General features: G+C 42.6%; 17 protein-coding genes. 12 read left to right on the top strand and 5 right to left on the bottom strand.

The features are described from left to right. Both NCWK1_RS05990 and NCWK1_RS05985 read right to left on the bottom strand, forming a co-directional pair. Window positions 1–755 (bottom strand): hypothetical protein (locus NCWK1_RS05990; protein ID WP_222838774.1); only part of this gene is annotated, 755 nt, incomplete at its 3' end. A gap of 247 nt (window positions 756–1,002) precedes the next feature. Then, the gene (locus NCWK1_RS05985) at window positions 1,003–1,500 is read right to left on the bottom strand and encodes a hypothetical protein (RefSeq protein ID WP_096581132.1); all 498 of its coding nucleotides are present in this window, start codon (window positions 1,498–1,500) and stop codon (window positions 1,003–1,005) included. 427 nt (window positions 1,501–1,927) lie between these two features. Between NCWK1_RS05985 and NCWK1_RS05980 the strand changes: the two genes are divergently transcribed. Beyond that, window positions 1,928–3,169 (top strand): glycoside hydrolase family 10-like protein, encoded by a 1,242-nt coding sequence (locus tag NCWK1_RS05980; protein WP_103124073.1) that lies wholly within the window; start codon window positions 1,928–1,930, stop codon window positions 3,167–3,169. A gap of 311 nt (window positions 3,170–3,480) precedes the next feature. Here the strand turns inward: NCWK1_RS05980 and NCWK1_RS05975 are convergent, their stop codons facing one another. Then, window positions 3,481–3,813: a hypothetical protein gene (locus tag NCWK1_RS05975; protein ID WP_245894835.1), complete on the bottom strand. Its 333-nt coding sequence runs from the start codon at window positions 3,811–3,813 to the stop codon at window positions 3,481–3,483. A gap of 93 nt (window positions 3,814–3,906) precedes the next feature. On the opposite strand from NCWK1_RS05975, the gene NCWK1_RS05970 reads away from it, so the two are divergent. The 11 genes from NCWK1_RS05970 to NCWK1_RS05920 all read left to right on the top strand — a co-directional run bounded on the left by NCWK1_RS05970 (window position 3,907) and on the right by NCWK1_RS05920 (window position 15,055). Continuing rightward, entirely contained in the window at window positions 3,907–4,701 is a 795-nt protein-coding gene (locus NCWK1_RS05970) for a peroxiredoxin-like family protein (protein WP_103124072.1), read from the top strand. Between the two features lie 365 nt (window positions 4,702–5,066). Continuing rightward, window positions 5,067–6,140, top strand: coding sequence for an aliphatic sulfonate ABC transporter substrate-binding protein (locus NCWK1_RS05965; RefSeq protein WP_103124071.1), 1,074 nt, complete (start codon window positions 5,067–5,069; stop codon window positions 6,138–6,140). A 90-nt stretch (window positions 6,141–6,230) separates the two neighbouring features. Beyond that, entirely contained in the window at window positions 6,231–7,337 is a 1,107-nt protein-coding gene (locus NCWK1_RS05960) for an LLM class flavin-dependent oxidoreductase (RefSeq protein WP_103124070.1), read from the top strand. A gap of 13 nt (window positions 7,338–7,350) precedes the next feature. Then, the gene (locus NCWK1_RS05955; RefSeq protein ID WP_103124069.1) at window positions 7,351–7,995 is read left to right on the top strand and encodes a cysteine dioxygenase family protein; all 645 of its coding nucleotides are present in this window, start codon (window positions 7,351–7,353) and stop codon (window positions 7,993–7,995) included. A gap of 13 nt (window positions 7,996–8,008) precedes the next feature. Then, window positions 8,009–8,770: a class II aldolase/adducin family protein gene (locus NCWK1_RS05950; protein WP_103124068.1), complete on the top strand. Its 762-nt coding sequence runs from the start codon at window positions 8,009–8,011 to the stop codon at window positions 8,768–8,770. Window positions 8,771–8,869: 99 nt separating this feature from the next. After that, a complete protein-coding gene (locus tag NCWK1_RS05945) occupies window positions 8,870–9,901 on the top strand; it encodes an ABC transporter substrate-binding protein (RefSeq protein ID WP_245894834.1) in 1,032 nt (343 codons plus the stop codon). Between the two features lie 110 nt (window positions 9,902–10,011). After that, window positions 10,012–11,223, top strand: a complete 1,212-nt coding sequence (locus tag NCWK1_RS05940) for an acyl-CoA dehydrogenase family protein (RefSeq protein ID WP_103124136.1) — start codon at window positions 10,012–10,014, stop codon at window positions 11,221–11,223. 82 nt (window positions 11,224–11,305) lie between these two features. Beyond that, window positions 11,306–11,554 carry a hypothetical protein gene (locus tag NCWK1_RS05935; RefSeq protein ID WP_103124067.1) on the top strand — a complete coding sequence of 83 codons (249 nt, stop codon included), beginning with the start codon at window positions 11,306–11,308 and terminating at the stop codon, window positions 11,552–11,554. Window positions 11,555–11,576: 22 nt separating this feature from the next. After that, on the top strand, window positions 11,577–13,019 hold the full coding sequence (locus tag NCWK1_RS05930; RefSeq protein WP_103124066.1) for an NAD(P)-binding domain-containing protein: 1,443 nt from the start codon (window positions 11,577–11,579) through the stop codon (window positions 13,017–13,019). A 40-nt stretch (window positions 13,020–13,059) separates the two neighbouring features. Further along, the gene (locus NCWK1_RS05925; protein ID WP_103124065.1) at window positions 13,060–13,926 is read left to right on the top strand and encodes a CmcJ/NvfI family oxidoreductase; all 867 of its coding nucleotides are present in this window, start codon (window positions 13,060–13,062) and stop codon (window positions 13,924–13,926) included. Window positions 13,927–14,086: 160 nt separating this feature from the next. Then, entirely contained in the window at window positions 14,087–15,055 is a 969-nt protein-coding gene (locus NCWK1_RS05920; protein ID WP_103124064.1) for a TauD/TfdA dioxygenase family protein, read from the top strand. A 187-nt stretch (window positions 15,056–15,242) separates the two neighbouring features. Here the strand turns inward: NCWK1_RS05920 and NCWK1_RS05915 are convergent, their stop codons facing one another. Continuing rightward, window positions 15,243–15,899, bottom strand: coding sequence for a methionine ABC transporter permease (locus NCWK1_RS05915; protein WP_103124063.1), 657 nt, complete (start codon window positions 15,897–15,899; stop codon window positions 15,243–15,245). Between the two features lie 85 nt (window positions 15,900–15,984). After that, entirely contained in the window at window positions 15,985–17,205 is a 1,221-nt protein-coding gene (locus NCWK1_RS05910) for an LLM class flavin-dependent oxidoreductase (RefSeq protein WP_245894833.1), read from the bottom strand. Between the last annotated feature and the right edge of the window lie 80 nt (window positions 17,206–17,285).

The raw sequence follows: 17,285 nt of genomic DNA, 5'->3' as shown, positions 1-17,285 counted from the left end.
AAAGGTGGTGGTAATTCACTCTGCGGGATGGGTAGAGGTTTGTGTATATTTGTTGAATTCTGATCTTTAGCCAGCTTGATGCGCCCACCATCGCTATCTGATAAGAACACCCAGCGTTGATTTGCTGCACCTACGGTTACTTGCCAACCAGAGACAAGAATGGGATCACAAGGATTGGGAGGAGTGGAGCGATCGCAACCATCTGACCAATCTTTTGCTTGAAAATTTACAATAGATAGCGATCGCGCTGATAATCCTGAAACTTCTTGCGCTTGTTGTAAAACTGCTTCTCGAACTTTTCTCGGTAATTCGTTTTGTGATGAATTATTTGACGAAGCTAAACGTAAAGAACGCCCATTATTATTAGTATGATAAGTCCACTTTTGTCTACCATTAGATACTACGACTAGCCAACCAGGAACTAATGCTTGGGTACAAAATTCATTTGGTTGCGGTAGTTCTAAACAACCATTGCGCCAAGTCTTTTGACTATAATTAACAATTTGCAATTCTCCCCTAGATGTTCCAATTCTGCTGGCTAAATCTCTTAGCACCGCATTAGTGACTGACGGTGGTAAGCGATTTGGTTTACTTTTATCTGCGTAAACTTCATTGGTAGTTGCAGGTAGAAGGTTTATTGGGTTAGCTATGGCACTTTTGATCAGGGTTAACCCACTAGCAACAGACAAAATACTAGTCAAAACTAAGGCAGTAAAAATTCGGGCTTGATTGGTTGTTTGTGGATTTTTTAGCATAGGTTTCATCAATAAAATGCCTCTATTAGTCAATATTTAAGGCATTAAAAACTTATATCTAGTAATTAATGACAAAAAATATATAGTCCCAAAATTCTAATGTATTTGGGATTCTTCAAAAATCTGTCTTGTGAAGCAGATATGAAGAGAGACGCTAGTATACAGATGGTTTGTTCCTTTCTTTTTACTAAAAATTAACAATATTAAAAATATGTTTAAAAATAAATATTTAATAGATTAGGCTTAGTTAAGCACTCACTGCTTGATTTTCAATTAATTGACTATTAGAAATATCAAACCTAATAGTAGTTGCTGCCCAGTTTTTTAAATCTGGCGCTAACCAAACTAGCTGGCTCAGAACTTCATTATTAACCCACAGTACTATAGGAAAATGCAAATTTTTGCGAAACTCATCTCGCATGAGATTTGTACTGATCAGCATTTGCGGTATTGCTACAACAGATTCTAAACCATGCACCATCAAAGCTTGAGGTTGCGAAATACCGATAGTATTTGTGATGGTTGTATAAAGTGTTTCATCTGTAGGCATTAATCTCATTTCTTGAATTGCTACAGATGACAATTCTTGTAAAAGTTTTAGTATCTGCTGTTGTTTAGCAATAGAGTCGCAACAGGCTAATATCAAAGAAAATTCTCCCCCTGCAACCTTAATCGCCCTTGCTAACCTCTCGGCCGCTGCGAGATTATTGCCTAAATCTTCTGGTGAGTTATTAGGAATATTCATTACATACCTTGCACTTGCTCTTTAAGAGGGCTTATTTATATAGTGAAGTTACTTGTTTATTTGTTACTTATATTACAGTTGTTGCAATGACAATTGGGATAAGTTTTTTTCTTGTAATAAATAGCATAATCCTAAATGTCCAATATTAGGTAAATAAGTCAAGATTTGTATACATAGAATTTATCTAACTTTGTGTAACTATAACTACAATGCTATTGAAGTAACAGAAATAGGCAAATACAAAGACTAATGGCACTAAAAAAATCTGAAACCCTTGTGAAGGATGGGTATAAGGGTATATGAGTGTAAGGGAAAACTGTTATATGTTAAGTCTTTGGCAATTAAATTTTGCGTAGCAGATGTCTAAGCAACTTCTGCCCTGATATAGCAGTCATTTTTCCATGTTTTCTTTTGTCTGTAACCAAATATGAAAAAATTTGTTAAGTGGTGTGTTGAGTTATTTGCCTGGAATCTGTATCACAGCCGGAAACAAGCTTTTTTCGCCGTTATAGTTATTCTCAGCATGATCGCTACAGTCTTGCTTTCGTTCCCGATTGCGGCGCAAAATCTGCCGACGCGTTCAGAATTAAGGGGCGTATGGTTAACAAATATTGATAGTGAGGTGTTGTTTGAACGTAACCGTCTGAAGAATGCTTTGCAGCGGCTGGATGAATTAAACTTTAATACAGTTTATCCGGCGGTATGGAATTGGGGCTACACATTATATCCCAGCAAAGTAGCTGCTAAAGTAATTGGGCGATCGCTTGATCCGACACCAGGGTTACAAGGACGCGATATGCTCAAAGAAATTGTTGATGAGGGACATAAACAAGGCTTAACGGTAATTCCCTGGTTTGAATTTGGGTTTATGGCTCCCGCCGATTCTTTATTAGCTAAAAATCGCCCCCAATGGCTGACAAGCCGCAGCAATGGTACAAAAATTGTCAAAGAAGGTATACATGATAGAGTTTGGTTAAATCCCTTCCACCCAGATGTCCAGAAATTTATCCAAGATTTAATTGTGGAAATTGTCCGCAACTACGACATTGATGGGATTCAATTTGATGATCATTTCGGTTTGCCTTCAGAGTTAGGCTACGATGCGTATACAGTTGCGCTTTACAAAAAAGAACACCGAGGAAAAGCACCATCGAAAAATCCCGAAGATCCTGAATGGGTGCGTTGGCGGGCGAATAAAATCACCGACTTTATGAAGCGGGTGTTCACAGCTATTAAAACTACAAAAAAGAACTGTTTAGTTTCTGTTGCGCCTAATCCCCAGCGTTTTTCTTACGAATACTTTTTAGCTGACTGGCAAAAATGGGAACGTCTGGGACTTGTAGAAGAATTGGTGTTGCAGATATATCGAGATGACTTGAATGTGTTTATCAAAGAATTAGAATATCCCGAAGTGAAAACAGCCCGCAGTCATATTCCCGTGAGTATTGGAATTATAACTGGGTTAAAGAACAAATCAATTCCATTTGCCCAAATTCAAAATCAGGTGCAGAAAGTCCGCGATCGCAACTTTGCTGGTGTCTCCTTCTTTTTCTACGAAAGTCTGTGGAATTTTAGCAAAGAATCAGCCTCAGTGCGCCAAGCCAGCTTACAGAAGATGTTCCCCACACCAGCAAATTACCCAAATTTATTGGCGGGCTGGAAACCGTAAACAAGGCAGTCTAAACTAAGTACTACTCGGACTCATATACAATCAAGGTTATGGAGTCGCAGTCTTGGCGCTTCCCGTCGTTATACCGTTTCACTTTAAGTTTGATACAAATAGACCGCTGGCGGCAGAGGGAAAGAATGAAAAACCCATAAATTTGTATCATTTTTTCGTGAAATGGTATTAGTGCAGCCTTAGTGACGAAGGAGCGTCACCTCGGAACCTGAAGAGGTTTTGTCCGTGTAGCCGCGACTTCAGTCGCTTGGTACAAGATATATGTAGCAATTAGTGAACTGCTTAATTCAGCGAAAAAATTAGATATCTTCGTTATTAAATAGTTCTAATAAGCCAATCGTCCCAACAAAAAAAGTATAAACACCATAATTTAATGGTATTTTATTCTTTGAATGTGCGTAAAAAACGGCGATTACTGCTTCTAAGAAATGGGTAATGAGCGCAAATCTTTCTAATGTCAAGATAATATTTAAACTAGGCAGTGTGAATATCTTGTTTAAAGGTATATAAAGATTTGCTAATTCTAAGCCAAGTGCGCCAGTAATCAAACAAATAGATATAAATTTTATTGTCAAAAATATCCTAGGTGATAAACTTTTATAAATCATATCTACAGCTAAAAAACTGGACATTGATTAAGTTTAGCTAGTTTCAGCGCAGAATTTAGCAAGTTTAAGAAGATAGAGCCTCAAGACGCTTAGGATAATTTAATTGCTCTCACCTGTATGAATACTCAAACAAGCTCCAATTCCCCAGATATTTATTCGATTTTGAGCCAAACTCAACGCCTGCGAGTTAGCGATGGAGAGATTAAGCCCATTTTAGATGGTTGCACCCATACTTCAAAGTTACTCATACTTATTTGGTCACAGTTAGGAGATTTTGATAATTTAGAATACGCTTGGTGGCTGCAAAGAGAAAAAGAACAGATCGAAGCTAGAGGAATTACAATTCGTGCTATTGGAATTGGCGATCGCAATTCAGGGATAAAATTTTGCAAATATACAGGCTTTCCTCAAGAATGTTTGTTTGTAGATGCAAATACTGAAATTCATCGGCTTTTAGGGCTTTATCGCGGGTTGTCTATACAGTTTCCTTTGCTATCAAGTTCACAAAAAGCTTGGCTGAACTTATTGCTAATGTGCGCGGGGATTGGTAGCCCTGGAACGCTGAAGGAAGTTTTTCGAGGTTATACAGGTGATAAAAAAGCTCCGCAGTTAATTGCTGATGAGGAAGTTGTCAAGGGTACACCTTTACCACCAATCAAAGGTTCTTTTTTCAAAGCGGCTGGAGGAAAAGGTTTTCAGCGTCCATTTGAACTAGCAACCCTACGCTTGCGAAACATGACCGAAGTTTTGAGTAACTGGAATATTTATGTACCAGATTCATCTTATTTGACACAACGCGGCGGAACTTTTCTATTTGATGTGCAAGGAAAACTAATTTACGAACATCGCGATCGCTCTATTTTGGGTTTTGCGGAAAGTATGAGCAACCCTTTATCTTTTCTGTACGAGTAGTCTACTCTGACGATTGTACTTGTTGAAAGTCCCTAAAGCATCAGGGCGAAAGCATCTTATTTACCTAATAAAAACTAAAATAAATTCAAAATGATTATGATGGCAAAGTTAATTTAGCCGACCCTACTCGCTTGATTTTGGTACGTGAACTACAATCAGGAGTTGAAATCCATACAGCAGTTGTGTAACAAGTTTTATTAGATTGAGAGATAAAGAAATATTTACTTAATTTGGGCAGTTTAGCAAAAAAGTGGTATTGTAATTCTTGTTAACTACGGTAAATCGGTCGATTTAAAGTAGTTAAGCGTTGATGATTACAGATATACCTGCCTAAACTCCTAAAAATTGTGAGCAAGGAGTCAATTGTGGTCAATTCTTTAAAAGAACACCGCTTTACGCACAAACACACATATCCTACTGGTAAGATATTGGCGATTGCAGCTTCTTTTGTAGGACTGCTCGCTTCTAGTTGCAGTCAACAAACAGCCACCAATATCTCAGCTAAATCAGATACCGCCTCAAACACGGTGTCTACCAAAATTACAGAGAAAAATAATGTTATTCGCTTGGGATATCAAAAAGGCGGGATTATTCCCCTAGCGCGTCAAAGAGGTGAGCTAGAGCGTCAATTAACAACACAAAATATTAAAGTTGAATGGAGTGGGCCATTTGATCGATGTGCGACGCTTTTAAGTTCTCTCAATGGTAATCGGGCTGATATTGGCGGCTGTGGTGATATTCCTACCCTTTCTGGAATCGCTGCGGGACAACCTCTTTGTATTGGTTCTGTCCAGCGTCCGAGTCCCGATTCTTTAAGTAACGCCATCTTAGTGCGGGGTAATTCTGCTATTCGTAAACCGGCTGATTTAATAGGTAAAAAAGTTGCAGTTAACCAAGGTGGTGCAGGCGAATATCTATTATTAAAAGTTTTGGAAAAAGAAAATATTCCTAAAGAAAAAGTCCAGCGAGTTTACCTATCACCAAACGACGCTGCACCAGCTTTATATCAAGGTTCTGTTGATGCTTGGGCAGTTTGGGAACCGTATATTTCTATTGCCGAATTAGAGCATAAAGCCAGAAGAATTACTACTACACACCCTGCACCTACCTACAGCATTATGGTTGTGCGTGGTGATGCAGCAAAAGAAAATCCTGTAGCGGTGAAAGCTGCTCTGACTGCTTTGAGTGAGGATGGTGAATGGCTAAATCAAAATAGTAATGCAGCATCAGATTTTTTGGTGAAAGAGTTAAAACTTTCTGATGTTGTAGCCAAGCAAGTTACTAAAAATCGTGGCCCTGAATCTTACGTATTTCCGAATAGTGAAGATGTCGCCAAACTTCAGAAAACTGCTGACTGGTTACTAGAACAAAAAATTATTCCACAACGGGTAGATGTTGCTACAGCAGTGTGTCCGTTGGGAACTACTGCTTCTAGGTAGGAAAAAGAGCAGGGGGGCAGAGGAGCAGGGGAGTAAAAAACTATTGACTATTGACTATTGACCAATGACTAATGACAAACGAGGTTTAATATGTCTGTTGAATTTATTAGCATGATTGGTACGCGAGATGCGTCGGAATTACATAGCCCTACCGTATCAATTACGGGGGGAAGCATAGACTTAGGTTATGTTCGTAACTTTGCCAAAGTCCATGAAGATGGTGGCTTTGACCGAGTGCTGGTTGGTTATAGCTCTACAGGCCCGGATGGTTTTAATGTTGTTAGTTATGTGGCTGCTGCAACCGAAAGGCTCAAGTTTTTACTTGCTCATAGACCGGGTTTTGTGTCTCCTACTTTAGCCGCACGCAAATTAGCTACATTAGATCACTTTAGCAATGGTCGTGTTGCTGTACATATCATTACTGGCGGGAGCGATGCTGAACAACAGCGTGATGGTGACTGGCTTGATCATGATACTCGCTATCGTCGAACTGATGAATATCTTGATGTTGTGCGACGAGTTTGGACGAGTACAGAACCTTTTGATTATGCAGGGGAATTTTACCAATTCAAAGGGGCATTTTCCGACGTTAAACCCATACAGCAACCACATATTCCCATATATTTTGGCGGTGCTTCTGGTGCGGCTGTGGGTGTAGGGGCAAAACACAGTAATGTCTATGCTTTCTGGGGAGAACCCATCGCGGCGATTAAACAACGCATCGCCGAGGTAAAAGCCGCATCACCGCCAGGAAAAGATTTACGGTTTAGTATTTCCTTGCGTCCGATTTTGGGCGAAACCGAAGCAAAAGCCTGGGATAAAGCCCATTATATTCTTTCGCGGATCAATGAAACCCGTAGGAACGCAGGTATTCAATTATCTCCTGATGCTGCACGACCTGAAGCTGTTGGTTCATTGCGCTTGCTGGATTTTGCTAAGGAAAGGGAAATTCACGATAAGCGTTTATGGACACCGATCGCAGCTGCTACTGGTGCGCGTGGTAACACTACAGCCTTAGTAGGGACTCCAGAACAGGTAGCAGAGTCATTATTTGATTACTACCAAGCGGGAGTCACAACAATATTAATTCGTGGTTTTGACCCAGTGGAAGATGCGATCGCCTACGGTCGAGATGTGATTCCTTTGGTACGTCAAGAAGTCCAACGACAAGAACGACAAACAGCAATCGTAGCTTGAGAAATCCCCAACTATGCCCCACACAACACTTCTTGAACCTTTACAAGCAGACCAATGGTTTGTAGATAGTCCTGATTTGCGTGAGTTCGTAGCGATCGCGCAAGAAATTAGCTCACGCACAACTCATAACCGCGCCGAAACCCTCAATGCTTTAGAGCCGCACTTTGCAGCACTGCTGAAAAAAAAGAATTGGCTACCCAAACCTTTTGACCAACCAAATCCTGACAGTGGTTTAGGCGGAGGAATTGGACAATGGTTGCTGTATCGTTCCCAGGAGCGATCGCTAACTATCTTCAGTTTGGTGATTCCTCCTAATGCAATCACGCCTGTCCACGATCATTTATCTTGGGGACTTGTCGGTTTATATCAAGGTAAACAGGAAGAAACAGTATATCGTCGTCTCGATAGCGGCGAATTAGAGGAACAAGCCCAGTTGAAAGCAGTGGGAACCTATCAAGTAAAAACTGGGGATATTTATCATTTATTACCTCCAGACAACGATATTCACTCTGTCAAAGCGACTACTGTCTTTGCTCCATCCATTTCAATTCATGTTATGGGGAATGATACTGGTAGCATTTGGCGAAATCATTATCATCCCGAACAAAATAGCGTGCGGTCTTTTCGTTCTGGATATTCTAATGTACCTGTGAAATAAGAAAGAGAAAATCATGCCAAATTTCACTAGACCCCAACCGCCAGTATTTGAACGGGTGGAAGAAGAACGCCTTTATCGCAAACAACGCCTAGCCGCGGCATTTCGGCTATTTGGTCGTTTTGGCTTTAGTGAAGGAATAGCTGGCCATATTACCGCCCGCGACCCTGAATTTACCGACCATTTTTGGGTGAATCCTTTGGGTAAGTATTTTGGTCACATCCGTGTTTCTGACTTGCTTTTAGTTGATAGAGAAGGGGAAGTTGTCAAAGGTGATGCGCCTGTGAATCGCGCCGCCTTTGCGATTCATTCCCAGGTACATGAAGCGCGACCCGATATAGTTGCAGCGGCTCATGCTCATTCGCTGCATGGGAAATCTTGGTCGAGTTTGGGTCGTCTGCTTGACCCTTTAACTCAAGATGCTTGTGCTTTTTATCAAGACCATGTTTTATTTAATGACTACAAAGGCGTAGTTTTAGATACTTCTGAAGGTAGGAGAATTGCTGAAACCTTGGGAGATAAAAAAGCTGTCATCCTCAGAAATCATGGCTTTTTGACTGTGGGACAAACAGTCGACGAGGCTGCTTTTTGGTACATTTCCTTCGAGCGATCGGCTCAAGCTCAACTGTTGGCAGAAGCGGCTGGTAAACCACTGCCAATTGATCATGAAACGGCGGCTTTCACTCATGGTCAAGTGGGAACACATTCGGGCGGTTGGTTTAGTTTTCAGCCTATCTATGACCGGATTGTGCGGGAAGAACCAGATTTGTTGGAGTAGTTGCGAATACCTTTTTTAACGCAAAGGTATGCGGAGGTTGGCGCGGAGGTACGCGGAGAGGTTATTAGAGATTTTGTCTTTTTATACTTAAGAATTAACGTGTTTACTAATTGGTTACGGCAGAATTTTATCTTGCCTCCGGGGTGTTTGTTAGTAGCAACAACAGCTTGCTCAGAGGTTAAGTCTACCAGTCCAACAACGATCGCCGCTAATCCTAGTCCAGCGGAAGTGGCGGCGGCGAATACAACTCAATTACGGGTTGCTAAGTACAAAGGTGGCTGGGATTTAAATTTAAAATTAGCTGGACTAGATGATTTTCCATACCAAACTCAATTTACTGAGTTTACTGGCGGTAATTTGATGGTACAAGCCATCAATGCTGGTGCAATTGATTTGGCCTCAGCGAGTGAAATTCCGCCGATTTTTGCAATTGAATCGAAAGCATCTGTCAAAATTATCGCTACTCTTAAAGGGCCAACAGTTGGTCAAGTTGTACTTATACCCAAAAATTCAACAGCCAAAACCATCACTGATCTCAAGGGTAAGAAAGTCGGTTACGTTAAAGCCACGACTGCCCACTACTTCCTGATTAAGATGTTGGAAAAAGTTGGGCTGACGATGAAGGATATCAATGCAATTCCTTTATCGATACCTGATGGACTTTCGGCTTTTCGGAAAGGCGAACTGGATGCTTGGGCTACCTACGGTTACTCTATCCCCCAAGCCGAAAAAGAAGGGGCGCGAGTGTTGGAATCTGCCAAAGATATTTTAAGCGGTAACTTTGTGATTATTGCTTCGCCGAATGCGATCGCTGATTCCCAAAAAAAAGTGGCGATCGCTGATTTCTTATGTCGTTTGCAAAAATCCCAAAACTGGCGCGAATCTAACCTCAAGCAATGGTCTAAGACCTATGCAACTACCATTAATGTCGATGAAGGTATTGTTTATCAAGATGCCCAGCAAGGTCTAAAACAGCGTCGTCAAGAATTACTCCCGGTTTCTGACGCAGCTATAGCTTCTCAACAAAAGGTTGCTGACACATTTTTCCAAGCGGGTGTAATTCCCGCAAAAGTTGATGTCAAACAACTTTGGGACAGCAGTTTTAACGAAGATATCGCTAAATGCCAGTAGAACTAGGGCGTAGGAAGGGGTATAGGGGAAAGAATGAACAGAAATTATTTCTCCCTTCAATCCTGGCACCCTACACCCTTACCCCTCCCAATCCAGGAGTCAAAAGCCAAATGTCAAAACCACCTGTGTTAGAAGCATCCGCCACCGCAACAACAAAATTCTTACCTAATCTATTTGAGCTTGTAGATTCTCTGGCTGCGGATTTTGCCACCCGCGCCGCCACCCACGACCGCGATAGTTCCTTTCCCTTTGAAAACTTTGATACCCTGCACAAAGCAAAATTATTAAGTCTGACTATACCAGTAGAATTTGGTGGGCTGGCTGTAGGATATACCACAGCCTGTAAGGTGATTGAAAAAATAGCCAGTGGAGATGCTTCTACGGCTTTGGTGTTGACAATGCACTACTTACAACACGCAAACGCCGCCCGACACCGACGCTGGCATCCGGCTGTTTATGAAAAGTTGTGTCGGGAATCTGTGGAAGGGATTGCTTTGCTGAATGCTGCCCGTGTCGAACCAGAATTAGGTACACCAGCCAGAGGTGGATTACCTGCAACGATCGCCAAACGCACACCAGATGGTTGGTCAATCACTGGTCACAAACAATACACCACGGGCAGTCCGATTTTACGTTACTTCGTAGTTTGGGCGCGGACAAATGACGATGAACCCCAAGTCGGGAGTTTTTTAGTCCCCCGTGACATTCCAGGGGTGAAGATTGTAGAAACTTGGGATCATTTAGGAATGCGGGCAACAGGGAGTCATGACCTAATTTTAGAAGATGTCTGCATTCCCCCAGAGTACGCCTTAGATGTCCGTCTGGCAAAGGCTTGGTCACAACCCGATCCCTTGATGCTGGCCGCTGGTAGTTTACTGTTAAGTGCGTTGTATCAAGGAGTAGCAACAGCCGCACGAGATTGGTTGGTTGAATATTTGAATGAGCGATCGCCTACTAATTTAGGTGCAAGTTTAGCAACTTTACCCAATTTTCAAACCGCCGTTGGTGAAATCGAAGCATTACTATACGCCAACCATCGATTAATTTACAGTCTGGCAGCAGATATTGATAGAGGGGAACACCATACGAATGTGAATTTGTCAGCACAAACAGTTAAATATTTGGCTACAAGTAATGCTATTAAGGCTTTAGAAATTGGGTTACAACTAATAGGAAATCCTGGTTTATCTAAAAAAAATCCTCTAGAAAGACATTATCGAGATGTGCTGTGTAGCCGAATTCATACACCCCAAAATGATGTAATTTGTTCGGCTTTAGGGAGGTCAGCGTTAAAAATTAAAAAATTGGCAAATGTTCATTAAATTGGTGCAAATCAATTGCGCCTAAATCTTTGCACCTCTACATGAAAATTAAAACTCTGATAATTTTCAATTCCCTAAAAATATGTTTCATGGAATCGAAAGAGAATTACTAAATGGAGAATCAGGGTTACTGGCTCAATACTCTCAGCCTCCCCCTGAAAGTGAATTATTAGCGACGCAAAAACATGATATTTGGGAATTACCACCACAACTATCTACTTATTGTGAACCTGTTCCACAACAGGAGATAAAACAGTTGAGTTTTTTTAGTCAACTAAAAAGTTTTTATCTCAAAGCGATCGCTAATAAAAAAGCGAAAAGAGTTCTTTGATTATTTATTCTGAAAGACTAATATGACAACAACGACTGATATTGATTTTGCTGCACGGGAGGCGTTGCGCCTACTCGGCCCCGACCCTGAAAATTGGGTGTTTGATCAGCCAGGCATTGACCATAATGTCACGATAGTCGGTGGTAGTGGCAGTGGTAGCACTTTCGCATTTGCTTTGCGGCGTGCTGGTATTGGTGGTGTGACAGTCATTGATGAGGCTGAAGACGAAGCCCATGCAGGTGTATGGCTCACACGGGCGCGGATGAAAAAGCTCCGCACACCGAAAAACCTGCCAGGGCCAGAACTAGGGATTCCCGCACTTTCGTTTCAGGCTTGGTACGAAGCACGACACGGTACAGAAGCATACGCCGCAATCGACCGCATTCCGCGAGTCTTATGGGCTGAATATCTCAGTTGGTATCGGCATTTCTTGAACATTCCAGTGAGATATCAGACGAAGTTGATACGTATTGAGCCAGATGTCGGTTTCTTGCGGCTGCATCTGGAAGTGAACGGTGTCAGACAAGTAGAAACTACACGCAAGATTATCTTCGCCAATGGTGTAGCTGGTACTGGTGGCGCAAATATCCCGCCTGTACTTGCATCTCTACCACGCCACCTCTATGCACATACGTCCGAGCTAATTAACTTCAGTGAGTTGCGCGGTAAAACTGTAGCCGTTTTGGGTGCGGCGGCTTCGGCTTTTGATGCAGCAGGTGTGGCGCTAGAATCAGGTGCTAAGGCAGTACATCTGTTTGCACGGCGATCGCAAATTGCATCTTTACCTGTGATTCGTGTGCGGGGTTATCCTGGCGCTTACTACAACTATGCTCAACTACCTGATGCTGCTCGTTGGTTTCAAGCTTGGCGGTTTAATCAAGTTGGCTCGACACCACCACCAGACGCTATTGCGCGGGTAACTGCTTTTTCTAACTTCCACCTACATTTATCTGCAACCTGGAAATCTGCTCACAACCAAGGCGATCGCATCGTGGCACAAGTGAATGATGATGTGTTGGAGTTCGATTTTGCGATCGCTGGGACTGGCTATTTTGTTGACCCAACTAAGCGCCCAGAGCTTGCGGATTTTGCTCATCATATTGCCCTTTGGCGCGATCGCTATGAACCTCCAGCCGATCAGCGCAACGAACAACTCAGTACATACCCTTATCTTGGTAGCGCCCACGAATACCAAGAAAAAGTCCCTGGTACGGCTCCTTATCTCAAGGATATTCATGTTTTCAATCCGGCTGGTTTCGTCAGCTTTGGTCTACCTATCGGTGATGTCCCCAGCATCCGCCGGGATGTACCAGCCATAGTAGAACGTATCAGCCATGACTTATTCTTTGCCGATTGGTCACAACACGAAGCCCGGATTACTAGTGACAATGTTGCACCAGACTTCGAGTCATCACTGTATGCAGATGCAGTCTGGAAAAAACCAGTGAAGGCGGGAGTCAGTTAAATCTGCGTAGCATTTGTAATTCTCAAAACAGGTATGAACTATGAGCCTAAATAACCAAGTTATAGATAAACCCCTTTCTTACGGCTTACCATCGGTAAAAGCTAATCTCAGCTATCTTTTACCAATGGCAGAAAAGCCTGTCAACTACACCTATGAACCACCATCAGGGGTTCCCCGCACCAACAGCATTTTCCAGACTTATCCGGTACCTATTCATAATGCGCGTTCTATCTCAGAAAAAATCTCCCTAGATCAAGAAGGTTTTGCTTTTACTGCCCACAATACACAAGTCCGCGATTTTTATGACGAAGAGGAAATCCGCCACATCTATTACCCAGAAGCGGAGCAATTATTAAAGCAACTGACGGGTGCAACTCAAGTAGTGATATTTGATCACACTCTACGTAATGCTGCTCAATCAAAACTTGGTGAGAACAACATTAAAGAACCTGCCAAGCGCGTACACAACGATTTTACTGCCACATCTGGCTATACAAGGGCTTATTGGGAGTTGGCAGCGCGGGGTATAGAAGACATTGATGGGCTATTACAACAACGATTTGCCATTATCAATGTTTGGCGAGGAATTGCCAACACAATCCAAGAGTCACCATTGGCGGTATGTGATGCTCAAAGTATTGCACCATCAGACCTTGTAGCTGGAGATTTAGTATACCGCGATCGCATTGGTGAAACCTACGCAGTTACTTATAACCCAGAACACCAATGGTTCTACTTTCCCCAAATGCAGAGAAACGAGGTACTGTTTATCAAATGCTTTGACTCCGCGGAAGACGGACGCGCACGTTTCGCCGCCCATACAGCTTTTGCAGATCCCAGCAGTCCTATCGATGCACCACCTAGAGAAAGTATAGAGTTGCGGACATTTGTTTTTTATCCTGACTAAGTTTCACTGAAATTTCTTAATAATCTATACTACGGTAAATTGATAGATTTAAAGTAGAATAGATTTGGTGACAAATGTTTCTTTGGATTTAATCAAAATCTTCCAAAGAAAGCTGTCGAATACCAACATTCACCCATAGATCAAACTTTGGAGAATAGACATGGGCTACAAGCATATTGAAGTCAAACCAACTTCTGGTTTCACTGGTGCTGAAATCAGCGGCGTGAATCTTTCAACTCATCTGCACGATGATGTAGTTGCCGAAATTCGCAAAGCACTATTGAAGTGGAAAGTCGTATTCTTTCGCAACCAAAATATAGATCATGCGGCACAAATCGCCTTTACATCTCGTTTCGGCGAAGTGACTTATGCACATCCCCACGAAGATGAGCCAATAGAAGGCTTTTCCCAAATCTTACCAATTGACCGCAGCCGCTTTGAGCGTCGCAACGGTCTACGGCGTACCAGCTATGAAAGCCGTTGGCACACTGATGTGACTGCGGTTGTTAACCCTCCTGCGGGTTCAATTTTGCGGGCGGTGAATGTTCCCACCTTTGGCGGTGATACACAGTGGACTAACTTGGTTGCAGCTTATGAAGGTTTGTCTGCACCCTTACGCGCCCTAGCAGATGGATTAAAAGCCGAGCATAGATTTAATGCACGTTTGCGGATACCCAGCAATAGCAAATATGCTCAACGGATTGCAGCTAATCCACAGGTTTCGATTCACCCAGTAGTGCGGGTTCATCCTGAGACTGGTGAACGCGCACTATTTGTGAATCCTGGCTTCACCTCCCACATTCTGGATGTGTCGCCCCAAGAAAGCGAACTACTCCTGGAGTTGTTCTTCAACCAAATCACTAAACCTGCTTACACCACCCGCTTCCGTTGGCACAATGGTGATATTGCATTCTGGGACAACCGCGCTACTTCCCATTTAGCACCCCAGGATTTAGATCATATAGAAGTTGAGCGCGTACTTTATCGCACCACCATTACAGGCGATGTTCCTGTTGGGCCAGATGGTTTTAAATCGCAAGTGCTTGAAGGTGAGCCATTGACAAGTGATTTACCAACAGTCCTGAAACAAAAAGCTGAGAAGGTGTTAGCAGAACCAGCGCTAAACTAAGCAATAAATCCAAGCGATCGCCCAAAATAATCACGTCTAAAATACGGTAGGCTTAAGTTTGCCGTATTTTAATTTATTCAAGAGAGACGTTGAAACCTACGCAAAATATAATTTTTTAACGCAAAGTTATGCAAAGGTTTTATTACAAGAAAAGGTTTTATTACAAGAATTGGAATGAGATATTTTTTTAGCGTTTTCGCATACGCTGGGCAAGAAAATCACCTAAGAATTGGATAATTTGTACCAATGCAATCAAAACTACAATGGTAGAAAACATTACCCCTACATCAAAGCGTTGATAGCCGTATTGAATTGCTAAGTTACCTAACCCACCGCCACCAACAGCCCCAGCCATTGCGGAGGAGTTAAGTAAACTCACAATCAGAATTGTCATACCTAATACTAATGAAGGCAAAGCTTCCGGTATCAATACTTTGAGAATGATTTGCCAATAATTGCATCCCATTGCTTGGGCGGCTTCTATGAGTCCTTTATCAACTTCTAAAATGCTGGTTTCAGCAATGCGACCAAAAAATGGAATGGCGGCGAGGGTAAGGGGAACTAAGGCGGCGGTGCTACCGATGGAAGTACCGACAATTAAGCGGGTGAGTGGAGTTAAAACGACCAGCAGAATAATAAACGGAAATGAGCGTCCAGTATTAACGATCGCACCCAATACTTTATGCAGTTGCGGAAAATCCAGCAAGTTACCGGGGCCTGTCATCACTAACAATAAACCTAACGGCAAGCCTAAAACTATGGCAACTAGGGCAGATATCCCAACCATATAAAAAGTTTCATTAGTGGCTTGCAGTAAACTTTGGAATAATTCTTGCCCTTGCATTCATACACCTCTCAACATAATTTTTAGCGAATGGACTCAAATAAACTTTGCGTTCCTCCGCGCTTACCTCTGTGTTCCTCTGCGTTTAAAACCTAAGTCCAGCCTGTTTCAATAGTGGTAGAACGCTCTTACCGAATAAATCTAAATCAGGCTCAAAATCGTAGAAAGCTATCTGAAAACCATCGACACCAGCTTTATGCAGTTGCAAAAGTTGTTCGGTGATTTGTTCTGGCGAACCAATTAGCTGCACGTTACCGCCGATCGCACTACCAACGCTATGACGCAGATTTCCCTTTTGATGCCCTCTCCAAGCGTGTGCATCGCTGCTAATGCGAGAACGTCCCGCAATTGACTCATAATCGGCATGGTCAATAATTGCCTGAGCGTATTCTTCCGCCTCTTTTTCCGTTTCTCGCAGAACAATCAACGGATTTAGCAGCGTGCGGACTTGTCTACCATTAGCGATCGCTGATTTTTTAACACGCTCAGTATGGGCAGGTAACGATGACAAAGCACTGTCTATATCTCCGCCAGCCGGACTGGTGATAAACACAATATCAGAATGACGACCCGCGAACTCGATACCCGCATCTGAACCAGTGGCGTTAACTAAAACAGGACGACCATAAAGCGGACGAGGGCTAATATAAGCATCTTTGAACTGCCAAGAGCTTTTTTGACTCTGGTAAGAAAAGTTCTCGGTTTCTGACCAAAGTCTCTTTAAGACAGTGACAAATTCATCAGCCATTTCGTAGCGGCGATCGTGTTCGATTTGACTCCAGCCGAACAGTTCATGTTCATAAGCCCGGTGTCCCGTGACAACGTTAATTCCCCACCGACCTTTAGAAATATGATCAAGTGTTGCCCCAAATTTAGCCAAGTGAATGGGATGCCAAGGCCCATAAAGAACGTGAATTGTGGAAATTAAGAGAATCCGCGAAGTCATCCCAGCCAGAGAAGCAGTTGCAATGAACGCATCCAAACCCGCTTCCGTGCGTGTTGGGCCTTGCCCATTCTTCGGTTGCCATGTGGAATAACCAAAAACGAGGTCAAACCCCAACTCCTCAGCCTTTTGGGTCAACTTGGCATTGTAATCAAAAGACCAATCGGTAGTGCGCGGCAAATGTGATGAACTCCAGCCACCGTGATGAATTGGTAAGAATAACCCTAGTAATACAGGCTGTTTCAGAGCTTGGGATAATGGGCTTTCAGGATAGTCTGTGGGAGATGCGTAGACGCTTCGCGTCTTGTCACTAGACATCGCCCCTATATCCTGTCTTACAGCAGTAGTATCAATTACACTCATAGTTGAATTTCATAAATAAAAGTCTTGTTAAGAAAGGGTGTGGGGGTATGAATTTGAGGAACCTCACCCCAACCCCTCTG

Source organism: Nostoc cycadae WK-1 (assembly GCF_002897135.1).
GTDB lineage: Bacteria > Cyanobacteriota > Cyanobacteriia > Cyanobacteriales > Nostocaceae > Nostoc_B.
Note: the sequence above shows the minus strand (reverse complement) of the source record. Positions and strands in the feature narration are given on the sequence as shown.

Coding starts and splice junctions, on each gene's coding strand:
- NCWK1_RS05935 (WP_103124067.1), top strand. CDS start 11,306: ATGTTTCATGGAATCGAAAGAGAATTACTAAATGGAGAATCAGGGTTA.
- NCWK1_RS05920 (WP_103124064.1), top strand. CDS start 14,087: ATGGGCTACAAGCATATTGAAGTCAAACCAACTTCTGGTTTCACTGGT.
- NCWK1_RS05970 (WP_103124072.1), top strand. CDS start 3,907: ATGAATACTCAAACAAGCTCCAATTCCCCAGATATTTATTCGATTTTG.
- NCWK1_RS05950 (WP_103124068.1), top strand. CDS start 8,009: ATGCCAAATTTCACTAGACCCCAACCGCCAGTATTTGAACGGGTGGAA.
- NCWK1_RS05940 (WP_103124136.1), top strand. CDS start 10,012: ATGTCAAAACCACCTGTGTTAGAAGCATCCGCCACCGCAACAACAAAA.
- NCWK1_RS05975 (WP_245894835.1), bottom strand. CDS start 3,813: ATGTCCAGTTTTTTAGCTGTAGATATGATTTATAAAAGTTTATCACCT.
- NCWK1_RS05980 (WP_103124073.1), top strand. CDS start 1,928: ATGAAAAAATTTGTTAAGTGGTGTGTTGAGTTATTTGCCTGGAATCTG.
- NCWK1_RS05955 (WP_103124069.1), top strand. CDS start 7,351: ATGCCCCACACAACACTTCTTGAACCTTTACAAGCAGACCAATGGTTT.
- NCWK1_RS05960 (WP_103124070.1), top strand. CDS start 6,231: ATGTCTGTTGAATTTATTAGCATGATTGGTACGCGAGATGCGTCGGAA.
- NCWK1_RS05910 (WP_245894833.1), bottom strand. CDS start 17,205: ATGAGTGTAATTGATACTACTGCTGTAAGACAGGATATAGGGGCGATG.
- NCWK1_RS05985 (WP_096581132.1), bottom strand. CDS start 1,500: ATGAATATTCCTAATAACTCACCAGAAGATTTAGGCAATAATCTCGCA.
- NCWK1_RS05930 (WP_103124066.1), top strand. CDS start 11,577: ATGACAACAACGACTGATATTGATTTTGCTGCACGGGAGGCGTTGCGC.
- NCWK1_RS05915 (WP_103124063.1), bottom strand. CDS start 15,899: ATGCAAGGGCAAGAATTATTCCAAAGTTTACTGCAAGCCACTAATGAA.
- NCWK1_RS05925 (WP_103124065.1), top strand. CDS start 13,060: ATGAGCCTAAATAACCAAGTTATAGATAAACCCCTTTCTTACGGCTTA.